General features: G+C 72.1%; 16 protein-coding genes. 11 read left to right on the top strand and 5 right to left on the bottom strand.

Going from position 1 to position 17,986, the window contains the following annotated elements:
• Positions 1–135: 135 nt before the first annotated feature.
• The 4 genes from BUS84_RS31055 to BUS84_RS31070 all read left to right on the top strand — a co-directional run bounded on the left by BUS84_RS31055 (position 136) and on the right by BUS84_RS31070 (position 5,393).
• On the top strand, positions 136–2,532 hold the full coding sequence (locus BUS84_RS31055; protein ID WP_074317915.1) for a polyribonucleotide nucleotidyltransferase: 2,397 nt from the start codon (positions 136–138) through the stop codon (positions 2,530–2,532).
• Between the two features lie 49 nt (positions 2,533–2,581).
• A complete protein-coding gene (locus BUS84_RS31060; protein ID WP_074319233.1) occupies positions 2,582–3,979 on the top strand; it encodes a M16 family metallopeptidase in 1,398 nt (465 codons plus the stop codon).
• A 107-nt stretch (positions 3,980–4,086) separates the two neighbouring features.
• Positions 4,087–4,854, top strand: a complete 768-nt coding sequence (dapB, locus tag BUS84_RS31065; RefSeq protein ID WP_074317917.1) for a 4-hydroxy-tetrahydrodipicolinate reductase — start codon at positions 4,087–4,089, stop codon at positions 4,852–4,854.
• Positions 4,855–4,922: 68 nt separating this feature from the next.
• Positions 4,923–5,393 (top strand): GNAT family N-acetyltransferase, encoded by a 471-nt coding sequence (locus BUS84_RS31070; RefSeq protein ID WP_074317919.1) that lies wholly within the window; start codon positions 4,923–4,925, stop codon positions 5,391–5,393.
• A gap of 94 nt (positions 5,394–5,487) precedes the next feature.
• Here BUS84_RS31070 and BUS84_RS31075 read toward each other — a convergent pair whose 3' ends face one another.
• Positions 5,488–7,593 (bottom strand): amylo-alpha-1,6-glucosidase, encoded by a 2,106-nt coding sequence (locus tag BUS84_RS31075; protein ID WP_074317921.1) that lies wholly within the window; start codon positions 7,591–7,593, stop codon positions 5,488–5,490.
• Between the two features lie 146 nt (positions 7,594–7,739).
• On the opposite strand from BUS84_RS31075, the gene BUS84_RS31080 reads away from it, so the two are divergent.
• The 4 genes from BUS84_RS31080 to BUS84_RS31095 all read left to right on the top strand — a co-directional run bounded on the left by BUS84_RS31080 (position 7,740) and on the right by BUS84_RS31095 (position 12,102).
• Entirely contained in the window at positions 7,740–8,729 is a 990-nt protein-coding gene (locus BUS84_RS31080; RefSeq protein WP_074317923.1) for a LacI family DNA-binding transcriptional regulator, read from the top strand.
• Between the two features lie 24 nt (positions 8,730–8,753).
• Positions 8,754–10,004: a sugar ABC transporter substrate-binding protein gene (locus BUS84_RS31085; protein WP_074317926.1), complete on the top strand. Its 1,251-nt coding sequence runs from the start codon at positions 8,754–8,756 to the stop codon at positions 10,002–10,004.
• An 87-nt stretch (positions 10,005–10,091) separates the two neighbouring features.
• Positions 10,092–11,213 carry a carbohydrate ABC transporter permease gene (locus BUS84_RS31090; RefSeq protein WP_074317928.1) on the top strand — a complete coding sequence of 374 codons (1,122 nt, stop codon included), beginning with the start codon at positions 10,092–10,094 and terminating at the stop codon, positions 11,211–11,213.
• Between the two features lies 1 nt (position 11,214).
• Positions 11,215–12,102 (top strand): carbohydrate ABC transporter permease, encoded by an 888-nt coding sequence (locus BUS84_RS31095; RefSeq protein WP_074317930.1) that lies wholly within the window; start codon positions 11,215–11,217, stop codon positions 12,100–12,102.
• A gap of 43 nt (positions 12,103–12,145) precedes the next feature.
• Here the strand turns inward: BUS84_RS31095 and BUS84_RS31100 are convergent, their stop codons facing one another.
• The 3 genes from BUS84_RS31100 to BUS84_RS31110 all read right to left on the bottom strand — a co-directional run bounded on the left by BUS84_RS31100 (position 12,146) and on the right by BUS84_RS31110 (position 14,270).
• Entirely contained in the window at positions 12,146–12,526 is a 381-nt protein-coding gene (locus tag BUS84_RS31100; protein WP_074317931.1) for a VOC family protein, read from the bottom strand.
• 77 nt (positions 12,527–12,603) lie between these two features.
• Positions 12,604–13,578 (bottom strand): sigma-70 family RNA polymerase sigma factor, encoded by a 975-nt coding sequence (locus BUS84_RS31105; protein WP_074317933.1) that lies wholly within the window; start codon positions 13,576–13,578, stop codon positions 12,604–12,606.
• Between the two features lie 95 nt (positions 13,579–13,673).
• Positions 13,674–14,270, bottom strand: a complete 597-nt coding sequence (locus BUS84_RS31110; RefSeq protein WP_074317935.1) for a GNAT family N-acetyltransferase — start codon at positions 14,268–14,270, stop codon at positions 13,674–13,676.
• Between the two features lie 35 nt (positions 14,271–14,305).
• Here BUS84_RS31110 and BUS84_RS31115 point away from each other — a divergent pair, with 35 nt between their 5' ends.
• Positions 14,306–15,580 (top strand): glycosyltransferase family 87 protein, encoded by a 1,275-nt coding sequence (locus BUS84_RS31115; RefSeq protein ID WP_074317937.1) that lies wholly within the window; start codon positions 14,306–14,308, stop codon positions 15,578–15,580.
• Here the strand turns inward: BUS84_RS31115 and BUS84_RS31120 are convergent.
• A complete protein-coding gene (locus BUS84_RS31120; RefSeq protein WP_074317939.1) occupies positions 15,479–16,030 on the bottom strand; it encodes a GNAT family N-acetyltransferase in 552 nt (183 codons plus the stop codon). The two genes, BUS84_RS31115 and BUS84_RS31120, sit on opposite strands and share 102 nt — an antisense overlap.
• An 80-nt stretch (positions 16,031–16,110) precedes the next feature.
• On the opposite strand from BUS84_RS31120, the gene BUS84_RS31125 reads away from it, so the two are divergent.
• On the top strand, positions 16,111–17,340 hold the full coding sequence (locus BUS84_RS31125; RefSeq protein ID WP_074317941.1) for a winged helix-turn-helix domain-containing protein: 1,230 nt from the start codon (positions 16,111–16,113) through the stop codon (positions 17,338–17,340).
• A gap of 4 nt (positions 17,341–17,344) precedes the next feature.
• Positions 17,345–17,986 (top strand): DUF2752 domain-containing protein, encoded by a 642-nt coding sequence (locus BUS84_RS31130; protein WP_074319234.1) that lies wholly within the window; start codon positions 17,345–17,347, stop codon positions 17,984–17,986.

Genomic DNA, 17,986 nt, shown 5'->3' on the forward strand with positions numbered 1-17,986 from the left:
AGCGTACCGGTCTCCGGTAGTGGCCCCCGGGAATCCCGGCATCATGCCGGCCACCCGGGCGCTTCGATCGAAGACCGGCCGGCTGAGCAGTTCCCCGTGTCGTGGGGCCCACGACGCGAAGGAGCACTACAGCACATGACCGAGACCAACCTCGGCACCGAATCCCGCACCGCCGTGATCGACAACGGGTCCTTCGGCACCCGTGAGATCACCTTCTCCACCGGTCGGCTGGCTCGCCAGGCCGCCGGTTCCGTCGTCGCCCAGCTGGGCGAGACGGTCGTTCTCTCCGCCACCACCGCCGGTAAGCACCCGAAGGAGCAGTTCGATTTCTTCCCGCTGACCGTCGACGTCGAGGAGCGGATGTACGCCGTGGGCCGGATCCCCGGCTCGTTCTTCCGCCGTGAGGGCCGGCCCAGCGAGGACGCCATCCTCACCTGCCGGCTGATCGACCGGCCGCTGCGCCCGTCGTTCGTCAAGGGCCTGCGCAACGAGGTCCAGGTCGTCGAGACCGTCCTCGCGCTCGACCCGCAGCACCCGTACGACGTGGTGGCCATCAACGCCGCCTCGATGTCGACCAAGCTCTCCGGCCTGCCGTTCTCCGGTCCCATCGGGGCGACCCGGGTCGCGCACATCGACGGCCAGTGGGTCGCCTTCCCGACCCTGGAGGAGCTGGCCCGCGCCACCTTCGACATGGTCGTGGCCGGCCGCACGCTGCCGGACGGCGACGTCGCCATCATGATGGTCGAGGCCGAGGCCACGCCGCACGCCGTCGCCCTGATCTCGGCCGGTGCGACCGCGCCGACCGAGGAGATCGTGGCCAGCGGTCTGGAGGCCGCGAAGCCGGCGATCCGTGAGCTGTGCCGCGCGCAGAGCGAGCTGGCCGAGGTCGCCGCCAAGCCGGTCACCGAGTTCCCCGTCTTCCTGGACTACCAGGACGACGTGTACGACGCGGTCGCCGAGGTGGCCCGCACCGAGGTGGCCGAGGCGATCACCATCGCCGGCAAGGCCGACCGCGAGGAGGCCCTGGACCGGGTCAAGGCCCGGGTCGCCGAGGCGCTGGGTGGTCGGTTCGAGGGTCGGGAGAAGGAGCTCAGCGCTGCCTTCCGCTCGCTGACCAAGTCCGAGGTGCGCAACCGCGTGCTGCGTGAGCAGGTCCGCATGGACGGCCGTGGCCCGCGGGACATCCGCCCGCTGACCGCCGAGGTCGGCGTGCTGCCCCGGGTGCACGGTTCGGCGCTGTTCGAGCGGGGCGAGACCCAGATCCTGGGCGTCACGACGCTCAACATGCTCCGTATGGAGCAGATGGTGGACACGCTGTCCCCCGAGAACCGCAAGCGCTACATGCACAATTACAACTTCCCGCCGTACTCGACCGGTGAGACCGGCCGGGTCGGCTCGCCGAAGCGGCGCGAGATCGGCCACGGTGCGCTCGCCGAGCGGGCGCTGATTCCGGTGCTGCCGTCGCGCGAGGAGTTCCCGTACGCCATCCGGCAGGTCTCCGAGGCGCTCGGCTCCAACGGCTCCACCTCGATGGGTTCGGTCTGCGCTTCGACGCTGGGCCTGCTCAGCGCCGGTGTGCCGCTGAAGGCGCCGGTGGCCGGCATCGCGATGGGGCTCATCTCCGACGAGGTGGACGGCAAGACCCAGTACGTGACGCTGACGGACATCCTCGGTGCCGAGGACGCGTTCGGCGACATGGACTTCAAGGTCGCCGGCACGCCGGACTTCGTCACGGCGCTCCAGCTCGACACCAAGCTCGACGGCATCCCGTCGGACGTGCTGGCCGCCGCGCTGCAGCAGGCGAACGAGGCCCGGCAGGTCATCCTCGGGGTGATGCGGGCGGCGATCGAGGCTCCGGCCGAGATGTCGGACTACGCCCCGCGGGTCACCACCGTCAAGATCCCGGTCGACAAGATCGGCATGGTGATCGGCCCGAAGGGCCAGACCATCAACGCGATCCAGGACGAGACCGGCGCCGAGATCTCCATCGAGGACGACGGCACGATCTACGTCGGCGCCACCAACGGCCCGTCGGCCCAGGCGGCGGTCGACCGGATCAACGGGATCGCCAACCCGACGCTGCCCAAGCAGGGCGAGCGGTTCCTCGGCACGGTGGTCAAGACCGCCGCGTTCGGCGCGTTCATCTCGCTGCTGCCGGGCCGTGACGGCCTGCTGCACATCTCCAAGGTGGGCGACGGCAAGCGGGTCGAGCGCGTTGAGGACTTCCTCAACGTCGGCGACCGGGTCGAGGTCGAGATCGCGGACATCGACGCCCGCGGCAAGATCTACCTGGACAAGGTCCGGCCGGAGGGCGCCGAGGCGCCGGCCGCCGGTGAGGCCGCCGGTGGCGACCGGCCGGCCAGCCGCGACCGGGGTGACCGTGGCCCGCGTGACCGGGGCGACCGCGAGCGTGGCGGCGACCGGGGCGGCCGTGGTCCGGAGCGCGGCGACCGTGGCGAGGGCGGCGGCAACGGCGGCGGTGAGGGTGGCGAGGGCGGCGAGCGTCCGCGCCGCCGGACCCGGCACAGCTGATCGTTCCCTTCATCGCATCACCCACCCCTCGTCGATCTGGGAGCAGTACGTGAGTCGGGCCTTCAGTGCGCCGTTTCCTCCGGATCGACGGGGGGTGGCCGCGTCCCGGGACACCGGGGCGGGCCGCTCCGGCGGCACCGCCCGGGCGGTGACCCGGACGCTCAGCGACGACCCGCTGGGCGGCACGGTACGTCGTACCGTGTTGCCCAGCGGCCTGCGCGTGCTCACCGAGGCGATCCCGGCGATGCGCAGTGTCTCCTTCGGCATCTGGGTGGCGGTGGGCTCGCGGGACGAGACCGGCCCACAGGCCGGTGCCGCGCACTTTTTGGAGCACCTGCTCTTCAAGGGCACCCACAAGCGCAACGCCCTGGAGATCTCCTCGCAGATCGAGGCGGTGGGTGGCGAGACCAACGCCTTCACCACGAAGGAATACACCTGCTACTACGCCCGCGTGCTGGACGAGGACCTGCCGCTGGCGATCGACGTGATGTGCGACCTGGTCGCCGACTCGCTGCTGGAACCGGCCGACGTGGAGACCGAGCGCGGCGTGATCCTCGAAGAGATCGCCATGCACGACGACGAGCCCGGCGACGAGGTGCACGACCTCTTCGCCCGCGCCGTCTACGGTGACCACCCGCTGGGCCGCCTGATCTCCGGCACCGAGGAGACCGTCACGCCGATGACCCGGCGGCAGATCCAGAGCTTCTACCGGCGCCGTTACACCGCGCCGCAGATCGTCATCGCCGCCGCCGGCAACCTCGACCACGCCACGGTGGTCAAGCTGGTCCGCCAGGCGGTGCGCGGCACCCCGCTGGACAGCGACCCGGCGACCCCGGCACCGCACCGCGAGGCCACCCCTGCGGTACGGACGCGGCTTGCCACCACCGTGGTGGAGCCGAAGGAGACCGAGCAGGCGCACGTCATCCTCGGCTGCCCCGGCATCGACCGCATCGACGAGCGGCGCTTCGCCCTCGGGGTGCTCAACAACGTGCTCGGCGGCGGCATGTCCAGCCGGTTGTTCCAGGAGATCCGCGAGCAGCGCGGTCTGGCGTACTCGGTGTACTCCTACGCCAGCCAGTACGCCGACAGCGGCCTGTTTGCCGTCTACGCCGGCTGTGCTCCGGGCAAGGTGGACGAGGTGCTGGCCCTGACCCGTGCCGAGCTGGCCCGGGTGGCCGCCGAGGGGCTGACCGAGGCCGAGGTGGCCCGGGGCAAGGGGATGAGCAAGGGCTCGTTCGTGCTCGGCCTGGAGGACACCGGCTCGCGGATGAGCCGGCTGGCCAAGGGTGAGCTGCTCTACGGCGACCTGATGCCGGTCGACGAGCTGCTCCGCCGGGTCGACGAGGTCACCGTGGAGGATGTGAACGTCCTCGCCGCCGAGCTGCTCAGCCGACCGATGTCGCTGGCCGTGGTGGGCCCGTTCGGCGCCGGCGACTTCGCGGTCTGAGGTCTGCCGCCCGGCCCGGTCGAGGCATCCCGGTCGGGCGTCCCGGCCGGTGGAGCACAGCGGATCCGGCCGGAAGGGCCCGTCCCGATTGGGATAGGTTGTGCCCCGTGACTGATGAGCAGGGAAAGGCCCCGGCCCAGCAGCTGCGGGTCGGCGTGTTTGGTGCGCGCGGCCGAATGGGCATCGAGGTCTGCAAGGCGGTCGACGCCGCCGACGATCTCGCCCTGAGCGCGGCGATCGACCAGGGTGACAGCCGCTCCGCCGTCTCCACCGCTGAGGTGGTCGTCGACTTCACCACGCCTGACGTCGTCATGGACAACCTTCAGTGGTGCATCGAGCAGGGCATCAGTGCGGTGGTCGGCACGACCGGCTTCACTGAGCAGCGGCTGGAGCAGGTGCGCGGGTGGCTGGCCGACAAGCCCGAGGTGGGCGTGGTCATCGCCCCGAACTTCGGCATCGGCGCGGTGCTGATGATGCAGTTCGCCGCGCGCGCCGCCCGACACTTCGAGTCGGTCGAGATCATCGAGCAGCACCACCCGCGCAAGCTGGACGCCCCTAGCGGCACCGCCACCCACACCGCCCGGCAGATCGCCCAGGCCCGGGCCGAGGCCGGCCTCGGCCCGGTGCCGGACGCCACCAAGGACGAGGTGCTGGGTGCGCGCGGCGCCGAGATCGACGGGGTACGCGTCCACGCGGTGCGCGCCACCGGCCTGGTCGCCCACCAGGAGGTGCTGTTCGGCGGCACCGGCGAGACGCTGACCATCCGGCACGACTCGTACGACCGGGTGTCGTTCATGCCGGGTGTGCTGTTGGCCGTCCGCGCGGTGCGCAACCGCCCCGGCCTCACCGTCGGCTTGGACGCCCTGCTCGACTGACCGACCCCGGGTCCTTCCGGGGCGAAACCTGGTCGCGGCGCGGGTCCGACCGCCCCTACGCTGCCCCGATGATCGATGGCGGACATGGTGACCGGGCCGGGCGGCGAGTGACGCTGCGGCCGGTCGACGACGACAACTGGCGGGCGGTCGCCGACGTCGCCCCGCGCGACGACCAACGCCGGTTCGTGGCCGCGCTGGGCGCGCGTTACCTGCTGGTCAGCATGCGCTCGGAGGTGTGGAACTCGCTCGCGGTGTACGCCGACGAGACCGTCGTCGGCCACGTCATGTGGGGCGTGGACGACGACGGCTCGCACTGGATCGGCGGGATGCTGATCGACGCCGCCGAACAGGGCCAGGGCGTCGGCCGGGCCACCGTGCAGACGCTGGCCCCCTGGCTGGCGGCTCAAGACGGTAACCCCCCGGTCCGCCCGTCGTACCACCCCGACAACACCCCAGCCGCAGCCCTCTACACCTCCCTGGGCTTCCACCCCACCGGTGCGGTGGACGACGGCGAACTGATCGCCGAACGAATCCCCTGACCCGCCGCGATCTTGCACTTCCGGTCGGGACATAAGGTGCATCCTCCGCGTCTCGACCGCCGAAACTGCAAGATCGCCGGGTGTTCGGTCCGGCCTAGCGGAGGAGGGTCGGGGTTGTTGGGCGGCGTTGGGTGGGGAGGGCCGGGGTCAGCGGGGTGGGGAGACCGGTGACGGTGGCTTCGCCGGTGCGGTCGACCGTGACGTGCACGGGGGTGTTGGCCACGCGGAAGCCGTCGACCGCGACGGCACCGAGCTCTGCTCCCGCCAGGGGTGCCAGACGAACCGTGCCGCCCGGTACGTCCGGGTAGAGCCCCGTGGCGGCCTGGAGCAGCAGCACCGCGCCGGCCGCGGCCCACGCCTGCGGTCGGCACGCGGCCGGGTACGGCACCGGGCGGTTCACCAGTGATCGGTCGTCGCCGCCGTACAGCTCGGGCAGCCGGTAGTCGAACGCCTCGGCGGCGGCGAGCAACCCTTCGGCCAGGCCGAGCGCGGCGTCCCGATGCCCGGCCCGGGCCAGCCCGGCCAGCACGATCGCGGTGTCGTGCGTCCAGATCGAACCGCAGTGGTACGACAGCGGGCTGAAGCCGGCGTCCTCGGTGGACATGGTCCGCAGCCCGAAGCCACCGGCCAGCGTGTCCGTGGTGAGCAGGCGGGCGACCTGGTCCTCCTCGTCGCCCGTGAGCAGGCCGGTGCCGAGCAGGTGACCGATGTTGCTGGTCAACGAGTCGACCGGCCGCTTGTCCCGGTCCAGGGCCAGCGCGGGCTGCGGGCCGTACCGGCCGTCCACCCAGAAGCTGTCCCGGAACCGGCGGGCCAGCGCGGCCGCGTGCTCACGCCAGCGGTCCCCGCCGGGGCGGCCGAAGGCGTCCAGCAGCGCGGCGCCGTTCACCGCCGCCTCGTGCGCGTACCCCTGCACCTCGGCCAGCACGATCGGCGCGGTGGCCAGCGAGCCGTCGTGGAACCGGACGGCGTCGCCGGAGTCCTTCCAGCCCTGGTTGGACAGCCCGTGCCCGGTGGTGTCGACGTACTCGACCAGCCCGTCGCCGTCCGGGTCGGCGTGCTCGCCGAGCCAGCGCAGCGCCGCCTCCAGGTACGGCAGCAGCGGCTCGATCTGCTCGGCCGGCAGACCCCAGCGCCAGGCGTCGTGCAGCAGGTTGACCCAGAGCATGGTGGCGTCGACGGTGCCGTAGTAGACCGGTGGCAGGCGCAGCCCGTCGTCGGGCAGCGCGAACTCGTGCCGGCGCAGCTCGTGCAGGATCTTGCCGGGGGCCTCGCCGGTGGCCGGATCGACCCGGGTGCCCTGTCGCCGGGCCAGCACGCGCAGGGTGCCGGCGGCCAGGTCGGTGCCGAGCGGCAGCATCATCCGGGCGGCCCAGAGGCTGTCCCGGCCGAACAGGGTGAGGAACCAGGGCACCCCGGCGCCGAGGAAGACGTCGCGGGGTGCGCCGGTCTCGGCCAGTCGCAGCCCGCGCAGGTCGTCGAGGCTGCGGTCGAGCAGCCGGACCAGCCGCCGGTCGTCCGCGGTCACGTCGGGCCGGGACCACTCCGGCTCGCCGGCCGGGCCGATGACCACGGCGCGCGGATCCTCGACGGTCAGACGCCAACGCAGCACCGTCTCGCCGCCGGGAGGTAGCTCGACCGGCCAGGCCAGTCGGGGGGCGATGATCCGTTCCCCGGTGGCGAGCACGTCGGCACCCGCGCCGGTGACGGTGACCGTGATCCCCTCCGCCGACCAGGTGAGCACGCCGGGCTGACCGGTCTTGGCCTCCAGTGGGGTTACGGCGCCACCGGACTTGACCACCTCGATGGGCGCCAGGTCGCAGCCGAGGTCGATGCTGACGGTGGCGCGTACCGGCACGGTAGCGGTGGAGACGACCCGCAACTCCTCGGTGAGGCCGTCGCGGGTGGCCCGGCGGAGCCGGTCGACCCGGACGGTGGGGTCGGGCACGGGGTCGCCGAGCCAGCGCGCCAGGCTCACGAATCGGGCGCCGTGCGGGCCGTCGTCGCCGCGGGTCAGTCCTTCCAGCTCCCGGTCGTCGACCCGCAGCTCGGCCCGGGAGAGCACCCTGGCGTCGGCGTGGAAGACGCCCTGGACGCCGGTCGGGCGGATCTGCCCGGTCGCGTCCCCCAGCGCGCTGGTGGGGGCGAGGACCACCCCCACCAACTCGTGCAGGAGGGGTTGCAGCTGGCGTTCGATCACGGTGTGGCTCCAGATCCTCAGGGTGCGGGACGGACGTCTTGACAACGCGCCCCTGGCGGTGCAAAGTGCGAAACATTCCAGAAACTTGAACGATCTAATCCTGCCTTATCCAGATTGGATCGTTCAAGGTGGCGAGAGGGATTTAAGTGGCCGAAAAGGTGACCATCGCGACGGTGGCCCGGCACGCCCGAGTGAGCCGCCAGACAGTGTCCAACGTGCTCAACGCCCCGCACATCGTGCGGGAGGAGACCCGGCTACGGGTCCAGGACGCGATCAACGCGCTCGGCTACCGGGCCAACCAGGCCGCCCGGCAGATGCGCACCGGTCGGTCCCGGCTGATCGCCGCACGGATCGAGCCGACCCGCGACGGCATCAACGGTTCGGTGCTCGACCGCTTCCTGCACGGCCTCACCGAGACCGCCGACGCCGCCGGCTACCGGGTGCTGCTCTACACCGCCACCGACGACCAGCGGGAGATCGCCACCTACGACGACCTGCTGGGCACGTACGAGCTGGACGCGTTTGTGCTCGTCGGCACGAAGTACGGCGACCCGCGTACCGCCTGGCTCGCCGGCCGGGACGTGCCGTTCGTGACCTTCGGCCGGCCGTGGGACGCGCTCGACGCCCACCCGTGGGTGGACGTCGACGGCGCAGCCGGCACGGCCCAGGCCACCCGGCACCTGCTGTCCTCCGGGCACCGGCGGATCGCGTTCATCGGTTGGCCGCTCGGCTCCGGCGTCGGCGACGACCGCCGGGCCGGCTGGCGCGACGCGCTGCGCGCCGCCGGCGTCGACCCGACCGGGCTGCACCGGGAGACCGAGGACGGCATCGCCGAGGGCGAGCGGCTGATGCGCGACCTGCTCGTCACCGTGGCACCGACCGCTGTGGTCTGCGCCAGCGACTCGCTCGCCCTCGGCGCCCTCCAGGCGATCCGCGGCACCGACCCGCCCGTGTCGGTGATCGGCTTCGACGACACGCCGGTGGCCGCCGCGGTCGGGCTGGACAGCGTCAGCCAACCGCTCGGCGAGGCCGCCGCCCGGTGCGTGGACCTGCTCACCGGTGTCCTCGACGGCAACCACCAGACCTCCACCCACGTGCTGCTCCAGCCCGCGCTGGCGCTCCGGCACACCGCGTAGTCCCTTCCCTCACCAGGAGAAACCATGGCACCTCGAACCCTCACCCGGGCGGCGGTGGCCGGCCTCGCCGCCGTCGCCCTCCTCGGCTCCGCGGCCTGCGGCAGTGGCTTCGACGACTCCTCCGGCGACGCCACCCAGTCCAGCGGCCCGGCCAGCCTGCAGATCCTGATCGGCTCCTCGGGCGAGGCCGAGACCAAGGCCGTCCAGGACGCCGCGGCGAAGTGGGCCGGCAGCTCCGGCAACACCGCCACGGTCACCCCGGCGCAGGACCTCACCCAGCAGCTCGGCCAGGCCCTCGCCGGCGGCACCCCGCCGGACGTCTTCTACGTCGACGCGGCCCGGTTCGCCGACTACGCCAGCGTCGGCGCCCTGGAGCCGTACGGCGACAAGGTCAGCAACCCCAGCGACTTCTACGAGAGCCTGCGCACCGCCTTCACCTACGACGGCAAGCTCTACTGCGCGCCCAAGGACTTCTCCACCCTGGCCCTGCAGATCAACACCGACCTGTGGGCCAAGGCCGGGCTGACCGACGCCGACGTGCCGACCAACTGGGACCAGCTCACCGCGACCGCCCAGAAGATCAAGGCCAAGGGACAGGTCCCGCTGGCCCTCGGTGACACCCGCGACCGGATCGGCGCCTTCATGGTGCAGAACGGCGGCTGGCTGATGAGCAAGGACGGCAAGCAGGCCACCGCCGACACCCCGGAGAACCTGGCCGCCCTCCAGTACGTCAAGACCATGCTGACCACGGGCCTCGCCAAGTACCCGAAGCAGCTCGACGCCGGCTGGTCCGGTGAGGCGTTCGGCAAGGGCAAGGCCGTGATGACCATTGAGGGCAACTGGATCAAGGGCGCCCTCCAGAACGACTTCCCGAACATCAAGTACAAGGTCGTCCCGCTGCCGGCCGGCGCGAAGGGCCAGGGCACGCTCTCCTTCACCCAGTGCTGGGGCATCGCGGCCAAGAGCAAGTACAAGGACCAGGCGATCAAGTTCGTCGAGGCGATGACCAGCGGTGAGCAGCAGATGAGCTTCGCCAAGGCGTTCGGCGTGATGCCGTCCCGGCAGTCGGTGCGCGACCAGTACACCAGCGCCTTCCCGGCGGACAAGCCGTTCATCGACGGCGCCGCGTACGCCCAGGGCCCGGTGAACGCCCCGAAGATGGACAGCGTCCTGGTCGACCTGGACACCAGCCTGCAGGGCCTGACCAATGGTGACCCGAAGACGGTGCTGCAGAACTTCGACAAGAACGCGAAGGCGGCGCTCGGCGCCAGCTGACCTGTTGGGAAGGGCCCCTTCTTATCGCCAGGCATCAACAAGGGGCCCTTCCTTTCACCGTCGGTCCGAGTGAGGGAGGGAGGGGAGATGGCAACCGAAACACTGAGCGCCGTGGCCACCGCGTCCGGGGGGAGCCCCCGCCGGCGTCGGGGCGGCATCCGCAGCAACGAGAACGTCGCCGGCTGGCTCTTCGTCGCGCCGGTGATCGTCATTCTGGGGCTGTTCCTGCTGCTGCCGATCCTGATGGCGCTCTGGGTCAGCCTGACCGACTGGAACGGCCAGGGCAGCCCGTTCACCGGGGACGTTCCGTTCGTCGGCGCGCACAACTACACCCAGTTGTTCACCGAGGACGGGCTGGCCCGCCGCGACTTCATGACCAGCATCCGCAACAACATCTACTACGTGGCGATCGTGGTGCCGGCGCAGACCGTGCTCGCGCTCGGGCTGGCGCTGGTCGTCAACAACCGGATGCTGAAGGGCAAGAGCTTCTTCCGCAGCGCCTTCTACTTCCCCTCGGTCACCAGTTCGGTCGCGATCAGCGTGGTGTTCCTGTTCCTGTTCGCCAACTCCGGCGCGGTCAACGCGTTGCTCAGCGTCCTCGGCATCGACGGCCCGGAGTGGTTCGCCGACTCGCGGGGCGTGCTGCACCTGCTGTTCGGCGCGGTCGGCGTCGACTCGCCCCCGGCGGCGCTGGCCGACGGCGGGCCGTTCGGGCTGAGCTGGTGGGACTGGCTGGCCGGACCCAGCGTGGCGATGATGTCGATCATCACGCTGGTGGTCTGGACCACCTCCGGCACCTTCATGCTGATGTTCCTGGCCGGCCTGCAGAACGTGCCGGTGGCGCTGGACGAGGCGAGCACCCTCGACGGCGCGTCCCGGTGGCAGCGGTTCCGTCACGTCACCCTGCCGCTGATCCGGCCCACCACCTTCCTGGTGCTCACCCTCGGCCTGATCGGCTCCTGGCAGGTCTTCGACCAGGTGTACGTGATGAGCCAGGGCGACCCGGCCAAGACCACACTCACCCCGGCCTACCTGTCGTACCGGACCGCCTTCCGGGACTTCGACTACGGCTCGGGCGCGGCGATCTCGTTCGTGCTGTTCCTGATCATCATCGTGCTCACGCTGATCCAGCGCCGGGCGCTGGCCGAGCGGGACACCGACCGGCCGCGACGCGGCTGGCGGCGCCGACGCGTACCGGAGAGGTCCTGAGATGGCCGTGCTGACCGACCGCCCGGCGGCGGCGCCCGCGCGGCGCGACCAGCGCGCGGCCCGCACCCTGGCCACCCGCTTCCTGGGGTACGCGACGCTGATCTTCTTCGGGCTGGTGTTCCTCTACCCGTTCGTCATCCAGATCGGCAATTCACTCAAGACCGAGCCCGACGCGGCGGCCAACCCGCTCTCGCCGTTCCCGGACCCGCTCACGCTGGCCGGCTTCGAGCGGATCTTCTCCGGTACCAACTTCCCGCTCTGGCTGGGCAACTCCCTGCTGGTGACGGTGCTCGTCACGCTCGGCCGGGTGTTCTTCGACTCGCTCGCCGGATACGCGCTGGCCCGGCTGCGGTTCCGGGGACGCGGCGGGCTGTTCGCGGCGGTCATCGCGGTGATGGCGGTGCCCGGAGTGGTGCTGCTGATCCCGAAGTTCCTGGTGCTCAACCAGCTCGGCATCTACAACAGCTACGCGGGTCTGGTGGTGCCGCTGCTGGCCGACGCGGCAGGCGTGTTCATCATGAAGCAGTTCTTCGAGTCGATCCCGTTGAGCGTGGAGGAGGCCGCCCGGATCGACGGGGCGAGCATCTTCCGGACCTTCTGGTCGGTGGTGCTGCCGATGGCGAAACCGGCGCTGATCACCCTGACCATCCTGTCGTTCCAGGGCTCCTGGAACGAGTTTCCGCACAGCCTCGTGTCGGTGCAGGACCCGGACCTGTTCACCCTGCCGCGTGGGTTGGCCGACCTGGTCAGCGGCTCGCTCGGCAAGGGCACCCAGTATCCGCTCAAGCTGGGTGCGGCGCTGCTGGCCACCATCCCCGTCGCGATCATCTTCGTGCTGTTCCAGCGGTACTTCGTCCGGGATGCCAACGACGGCTCGGACAAAGGCTGACCGACCGGTGGGGCGGCTCCGACGGGCGGAGCCGCCACACCGGTCAGCTCTGCTGGAGGACGGACAGGATGTTGCCGGCCGGATCGGTGAACCACGCGATCGCCGGCCCCTGCCCGCGCATGACCCCCTTCTCGTCCTGCGGCATCCCGTCGTAGCGGGCGAAGTCGACCCCCCGCGCGATCAGCTCGTCGACCGCCCGGTCGATGTCGTCGACCGGGAAGTTGAGCACCGTGTAGGTCGCGGGGACGTGGTCATCCTTCGGATAGACCAGGACGGGCCGATCCCCGGCGATGTGCAGGGTCAGCAACCCGCCCATCGCGGCGTCCCGGGTGACCCGCAGGCCGAGCGTCTCGCCGTAGAACCGCTCGGCGCGCCCGGTGTCGTCCACCGAGAACCCGCTGAACGCCTTGGTGTCTGTGAACACGGTGATCTCCTCGTTGTCGACGTACGAGGGGTGGACGATGTCGCCGGCCGGAACTCATCGCCCGGCCGGCCTCATGGTCAGGGATCGAGACGGGCGGGCAGGCCGAAGCGCGCGAAGAGCCCCAGGTCGAGGTAGTGGGTGAGGCGAGCGATCCGGCCGTCGACGACCTCCGGCAGCTGGATCGAGAACGGCCGGTGCCCGCCCGCCGGGTCGGACCGGTACTGGGCCAGGGCCGGGCCGCCGTTGGCCGCCACCTGGATGAGCCGGGAACCACGGCAGCCGGCCCCCGGCCCGGCCAGCCAGCGGCCGATGTCGTCCGCGCCGCGCAGCCACATCCGGTACGGCGGCATGCTCTGGACGGCGTCGGCGCGCAGCAGGCCGACCAGGGCGTCGATGTCGTAGCGCTCGAAGACCTGCACGTAGCGGTCGAGCAGGTCGCGGTGCTCCCGATCCAGCGGCCGGCCCGGAGCGTCGCCGACCCGGTCGGCCAGCGTGGCCCGGGCCCGTTGCAGCGCGCTGTTGACCGCGGGCACGGTGGTGTCGAGCAGGCCGGCGACCTCCTCGGCCCGCCACCGCAGCACGTCCCGCAGGATCAGCACCGCACGCTGCCGGGCCGGCAGATGCTGGAGCGCGGCGACGAACGCCAACCGGACCGACTCCCGAACCACCGTCAGCTCGGCCGGATCGGCCGCCGTCGGCAGCACCGCCGCGTCCGGCGCGGGCCCCACCCAGCCGGTCTCGGGATCGCCCACCGCCGTGGCCACCGGCGACGAGGGATCGCCGAAGTCCATCGGCAGGGCCCGCCGTCGGCGACCCCGCAGCAGGTCCAGGCAGACGTTGGTGGCGATCCGGTAGAGCCAGGTGCGCGGGCTGGACCGGCCGTCGAAGCCGTCCCAGCCACGCCAGGCCCGCAGCAGCGTCTCCTGCACCGCGTCCTCGGCGTCGTACAGCGAGCCGAGCATCCGGTAGCAGTAGCCGGTCAGCTCGACCCGAAACTCCTCCAGCCGGCCATCCCCGGTCGGCGCCGTCACCGGCGCGGTCGCTGCGCTCATGGGCCGACGGTAGGCGACCCGTCCGACATCGGCACCCGCGACGGCCCGGACGCGCCGCCCCGACCCGGCCCCGCGACTCCGGCCGGGATCGCGCGTCAGTCGCCGGGCTGGTCGTCCGCCGGCACCTTCTCGGCCGGGACGCCCACGTGCAGGCGCACCTGGGGCACCAGCATGTCGTCGACGTCCAGCGCGCGGGCCGCGCCGTCGGGCTCCCAGCCGGTGCTGGTCAGGAACTTCCGGGTCGCCTCGTCGCCCTCGAACGCCCAGGCCACGGCCCGACTGAGCCCGTCCTCCCGCCACAGGTCGACCGTGGCGGCGAGCAGGCGGCTGCCGTGCCCACGCCGACCCCAGCGCGGCTCGACCAGCAGGTCGGTCACCGCGGCCACGTCCGGGCCGAGCGCCTCGGCCGGCTCGCCCGGGGCCAGCGCCTCGGCGTCGGCCGGGCCGGAGGCGGCGAACCCCACCAGATACGATTGCTCGGCCTGTTCGACGGCGACCAGCACCCGGTGCGCGCCCGAGGGCGGCTCCTGCACCGCGGCGCTCCACCGCCGGGCGAGGAACGCCTCGTCCAGGTTGTCGAGCACGTGCCGAGGCAGGATCCGGCGGTACGCGACCCGCCAGGTCGCGAGCTGAATGCGTGCGATCTCGCCGGCGTCCTCGGGACGCGCCGGGCGGACGTACCCGAGAGCCATGGGACGGAAGCCTACGCAGGGCCAGGGAGGCGACGGTGGCGCAGGGTGCCAACAGGACGGCCGCGCAGGTCGTCGGGGTGGTGGTGCTCGCCGCGGCGGTCACCGCGTTCCTCGCCGTCGCGGCCGTCCGGCACGGCTTCTTCGACCTAAAGGTCTACTACGGCGCGTTGACGTGGTGGGTGCACGACGGCGGCGAGATCTACGACTACCTCAAGCCGGGCACCCAGTACGGCTTCACCTATCCGCCCTTCGCGGCGATGGTCATGCTGCCGATGGCGTACCTGCCGTGGTCGGCCGCGATCGTGGTGAGCGTGCTGGCCAGCGTGGTCACCACCACGGTGCTGATCTGGTGGCTGGTCGACCCGATCGCCCGCCGGGCCGGCTGGACCCGGTGGTTCGCCCTCGCCGTGGCGCTCTGCCTGGCCGCCGCGTTCGAGCCGATACGGGAGACGGTCAACTTCGGCCAGGTCAACACGCTGCTGCTCTTCCTGGTCGCGGTGGACCTCCTGCGGCTGCTGCCCTCCGGTAACCGGTGGGCCGGGGTGGGCATCGGGTTGGCGACCGCGATCAAGCTGACCCCGGGCATCTTCATCGTCTACCTGCTGGTCACGGGGCGATGGCGGGCGGCGCTCACCGCCAGCGGCACCGCCGCCGGGGTGTCCCTGCTGGCCGGCGCGCTCTTCCCGGACGCCTCCCGGGAGTTCTGGACCGAGGCACTGTGGAACACCGGTCGGGTGGGCGAGCTGGCGTTCGTCTCCAACCAGTCGCTGCGCGGGGTGGTGGCCAGGCTCGACCCGGAGCACCCGAGCACCCTGCTCTGGCTGCTGCTGGTGCTCGGCACCCTGGCGCTCTGGGCCGGGCGGTCCCGGGCGGCCGTCGCGACGGGCGACGAGGCGACCGGCCTGGCGCTGACCGGTGCGGTGATGTGTCTGGTCAGCCCGGTCACCTGGGTGCACCACCTGGTCTGGCTGCTGCCCGCGCTGATCCTGCTGGTCGACAACGCGATGGCCGCGCCGGCCGGTAACCGGCGGCGGGTCCTGCTGGCCGCGGCGACCGTCGGGTACGCGCTGCTGATCAGCCGGACCGTCTGGTTCTGGGAGAAGGACTTCACCGGCGTCGACGGCTTCGTGGGGAGCAACGCCTACGTCTGGATCAGCCTGGCGCTGCTGGCCTTCCTGCCGATCCGCCGGTGGCTGGCGCCGGGCGGGTCAGTCGTCGAGGCGCCCGGCGTACCGCAGCTCGACCAGTCCGACGGGCGGGCTCCCACCGGCGAGCGGCACCTGGTAGGTCGACCGTTCACCGTCCGGTGACAACCCGGCCCGCTCGTAGAACCGGCGGGCCCGCCGATTCTCCGCCAGCACCCACAGCCGGTAGTCGGTCCAGCCCCGCTCGGTGAGCCCGGCTCGGGCGGCGGCCAGCAGCGCGGCGGCGGTGCCGTCGCCCCAGCACTCCGGCTCCACGTAGAGCGCCAGCACCTCGCCGACCGTCGGGTCCAGGTCGTCGCGGTCCTGGTTGCGGCGGTACGGCCCGAAGGTGGTGAAGCCAGCCACCAGCCCGTCCACCTCGCCGAGCAGGGTGGTGAACGGATGCTCGGGGTCGGCGGTGCCGATGTCGCGGCGGCGTTGCGCCCAGGCCAGCACGTTGAGCCGTCCGAGCACCTCGTCCGGCATGAAGCCGGCGTAGCCCGCCTGCCAGCCGTGCACGTGTACCCGGGCGACCGCCTCGGCGTCGTCCGGCTCCTCCCGGCGGATGGTCAGCATTGCACCGTTCTATGCCCCGGCGACCGTCCGAGTCCAGCTTCCCGCACCGGCGTCGTACCGATGATTTAAGGTCGCCGACGATGGCCGCACCGGAATCACTCTCGCTCGCCCAGGCCCGGCGGGTGGCGCTCGCCGCCCAGGGCTTCGCCGACCCGGCGCCGACCGGGGTGCCCACCCGGCGGCATCTGCGCCGGGTGCTCGACCGGGTCGGTCTGATCCAGATGGATTCGGTCAACGTGCTGCAACGCGCGCACTACCTGCCGCTCTACAGCCGGCTCGGGCCCTATCCGACCACCCTGCTCGACCAGGCCGCCTACCGCCGCCCACGGGAGCTCTTCGAATACTGGGGCCACGAGGCGTCGCTGGTCCCGGTCGGGCTGCACCCGATGCTGCGCTGGCGGATGGCCCGGGCGCACAGCGAGTCCTGGGGTGGCATGCGGCGGATCGCCCAGGAGCAGCCGGAGCTGGTCGCCTGGGTGCGCGACGAGGTGGCGGCCCGTGGTCCGCTGACCGCCGCCGAGATCGAGCACGACGCCCCCCGGGAGACCGGCAACTGGGGGTGGAACTGGTCGGCCGTGAAGCGCGCACTGGAATACCTGTTCTGGGCCGGCGAGGTGGCCGCCGCGGAGCGCACCACCTCCTTCGCCCGCCGCTACGACCTGCCCGAGCGGGTGCTGCCCGCCGCCGTGCTGGCCGCGCCGACCCCGACCGACGCCGAGGCGTACCGCAGCCTGGTGGCCCTCGCCGCGCGGTCGCTCGGAGTGGCCGCCGAGCCGGAGCTGCGCGACTACTTCCGGCTGCCGCTGGCCGGTGCCCGCCAGGCCGTCGCGGAGCTGGCCGAGGCGGGTGAGCTGGTGCCGGTCACCGTGCCGGGCTGGCGGCAGCCGGCCTGGCTGCACGCGAGCGCCCGGCTGCCGCGCTGGGTCCGGGGCAACACGCTGGTCAGCCCGTTCGACCCGCTGATCTGGGAGCGCGGCCGCACCGAACGGCTCTTCGACTTCACCTACCGGATCGAGATCTACGTCCCGGCGCCGCAGCGGGTGTACGGCTACTACGTGCTGCCATTCCTGCAGGGCGACCGGTTCACCGCGCGGGTCGACCTGAAGGCCGACCGCAGGGCCGGGGTGCTGCTGGTGCCGGCCGCGTGGATCGAGCCCGGCGCCGACCCGGGGGAGACCGCGGTGGCGCTCGCCGGCGAGCTGTACCGGCTGGCCGGCTGGCTCGGGCTGGACGCGGTGGCGCCCCCCGCGGCCGGCGATCTGGCCGGTCCGCTCACCGCCGCGTTGGCCGGCGTGTCCGGTGTACCGTGAGCGCGTGACGAGCACTCCCGGACCGGTCGACCAGCCGCAGCCCGCGCCCGGTGCGGTCGACCCGCGACCGGAAGCGCAGCCGGTCGCGTCGACCCCGACGGTCACCGCCGACCCGGCCGCTGGTTCGCCGGCCGGTGCTGTCGGAACCGACCCGGCCGGCTGGCCGACGAGCCCGCCGGGCGGATACCCGGCCCCCGAGCCGGACCGGCTCACCCGGTTCGTGCTGCGGCTCTACGAGCGCTCGCCGCGTTGGGCGGTGCCGCTGGCCGCGGTCGGCTGCGTCGCCGCCGGCATGGGCTACGCGCTGCTCAGCAACCCGACCCACGCCGACCCGGACGCCGCGCCGACCTGCCTGCTCAAGCTGACCACGGGGCTGGACTGTCCGGGCTGCGGCGGCACCCGAGCGCTCTGGTACGTGCTGCACGGTGACCTGCCGGCCGCCGCCCGGCACCACTTCCTGTTCGTCTTCGCGCTGCCGTTCCTGGCGTACCTCTTCGTGGCCTGGGCGGGCAACCAGGCGTTCGGCTGGCGGCTGCCCGAGCTGCGGATCAGCTCCAAGGTCATCGGTGGCTTCCTGGCCGCGTGGCTCGCCTTCTCGGTGCTGCGCAACCTGCCCTGGGCGCCGTTCACCGCGCTGTACGTCTGA

It is taken from the genome of Micromonospora cremea, from assembly GCF_900143515.1.
GTDB lineage: Bacteria > Actinomycetota > Actinomycetes > Mycobacteriales > Micromonosporaceae > Micromonospora > Micromonospora cremea.

Bases quoted from the DNA above. Each gene is read 5' to 3' on its own strand.
- BUS84_RS31105 (WP_074317933.1), bottom strand. From the start codon at position 13,578: ATGAGCGCAGCGACCGCGCCGGTGACGGCGCCGACCGGGGATGGCCGG.
- BUS84_RS31110 (WP_074317935.1), bottom strand. From the start codon at position 14,270: ATGGCTCTCGGGTACGTCCGCCCGGCGCGTCCCGAGGACGCCGGCGAG.
- BUS84_RS31055 (WP_074317915.1), top strand. From the start codon at position 136: ATGACCGAGACCAACCTCGGCACCGAATCCCGCACCGCCGTGATCGAC.
- BUS84_RS31090 (WP_074317928.1), top strand. From the start codon at position 10,092: ATGGCAACCGAAACACTGAGCGCCGTGGCCACCGCGTCCGGGGGGAGC.
- BUS84_RS31085 (WP_074317926.1), top strand. From the start codon at position 8,754: ATGGCACCTCGAACCCTCACCCGGGCGGCGGTGGCCGGCCTCGCCGCC.
- BUS84_RS31120 (WP_074317939.1), bottom strand. From the start codon at position 16,030: ATGCTGACCATCCGCCGGGAGGAGCCGGACGACGCCGAGGCGGTCGCC.
- BUS84_RS31125 (WP_074317941.1), top strand. From the start codon at position 16,111: ATGGCCGCACCGGAATCACTCTCGCTCGCCCAGGCCCGGCGGGTGGCG.
- BUS84_RS31095 (WP_074317930.1), top strand. From the start codon at position 11,215: ATGGCCGTGCTGACCGACCGCCCGGCGGCGGCGCCCGCGCGGCGCGAC.
- BUS84_RS31070 (WP_074317919.1), top strand. From the start codon at position 4,923: ATGATCGATGGCGGACATGGTGACCGGGCCGGGCGGCGAGTGACGCTG.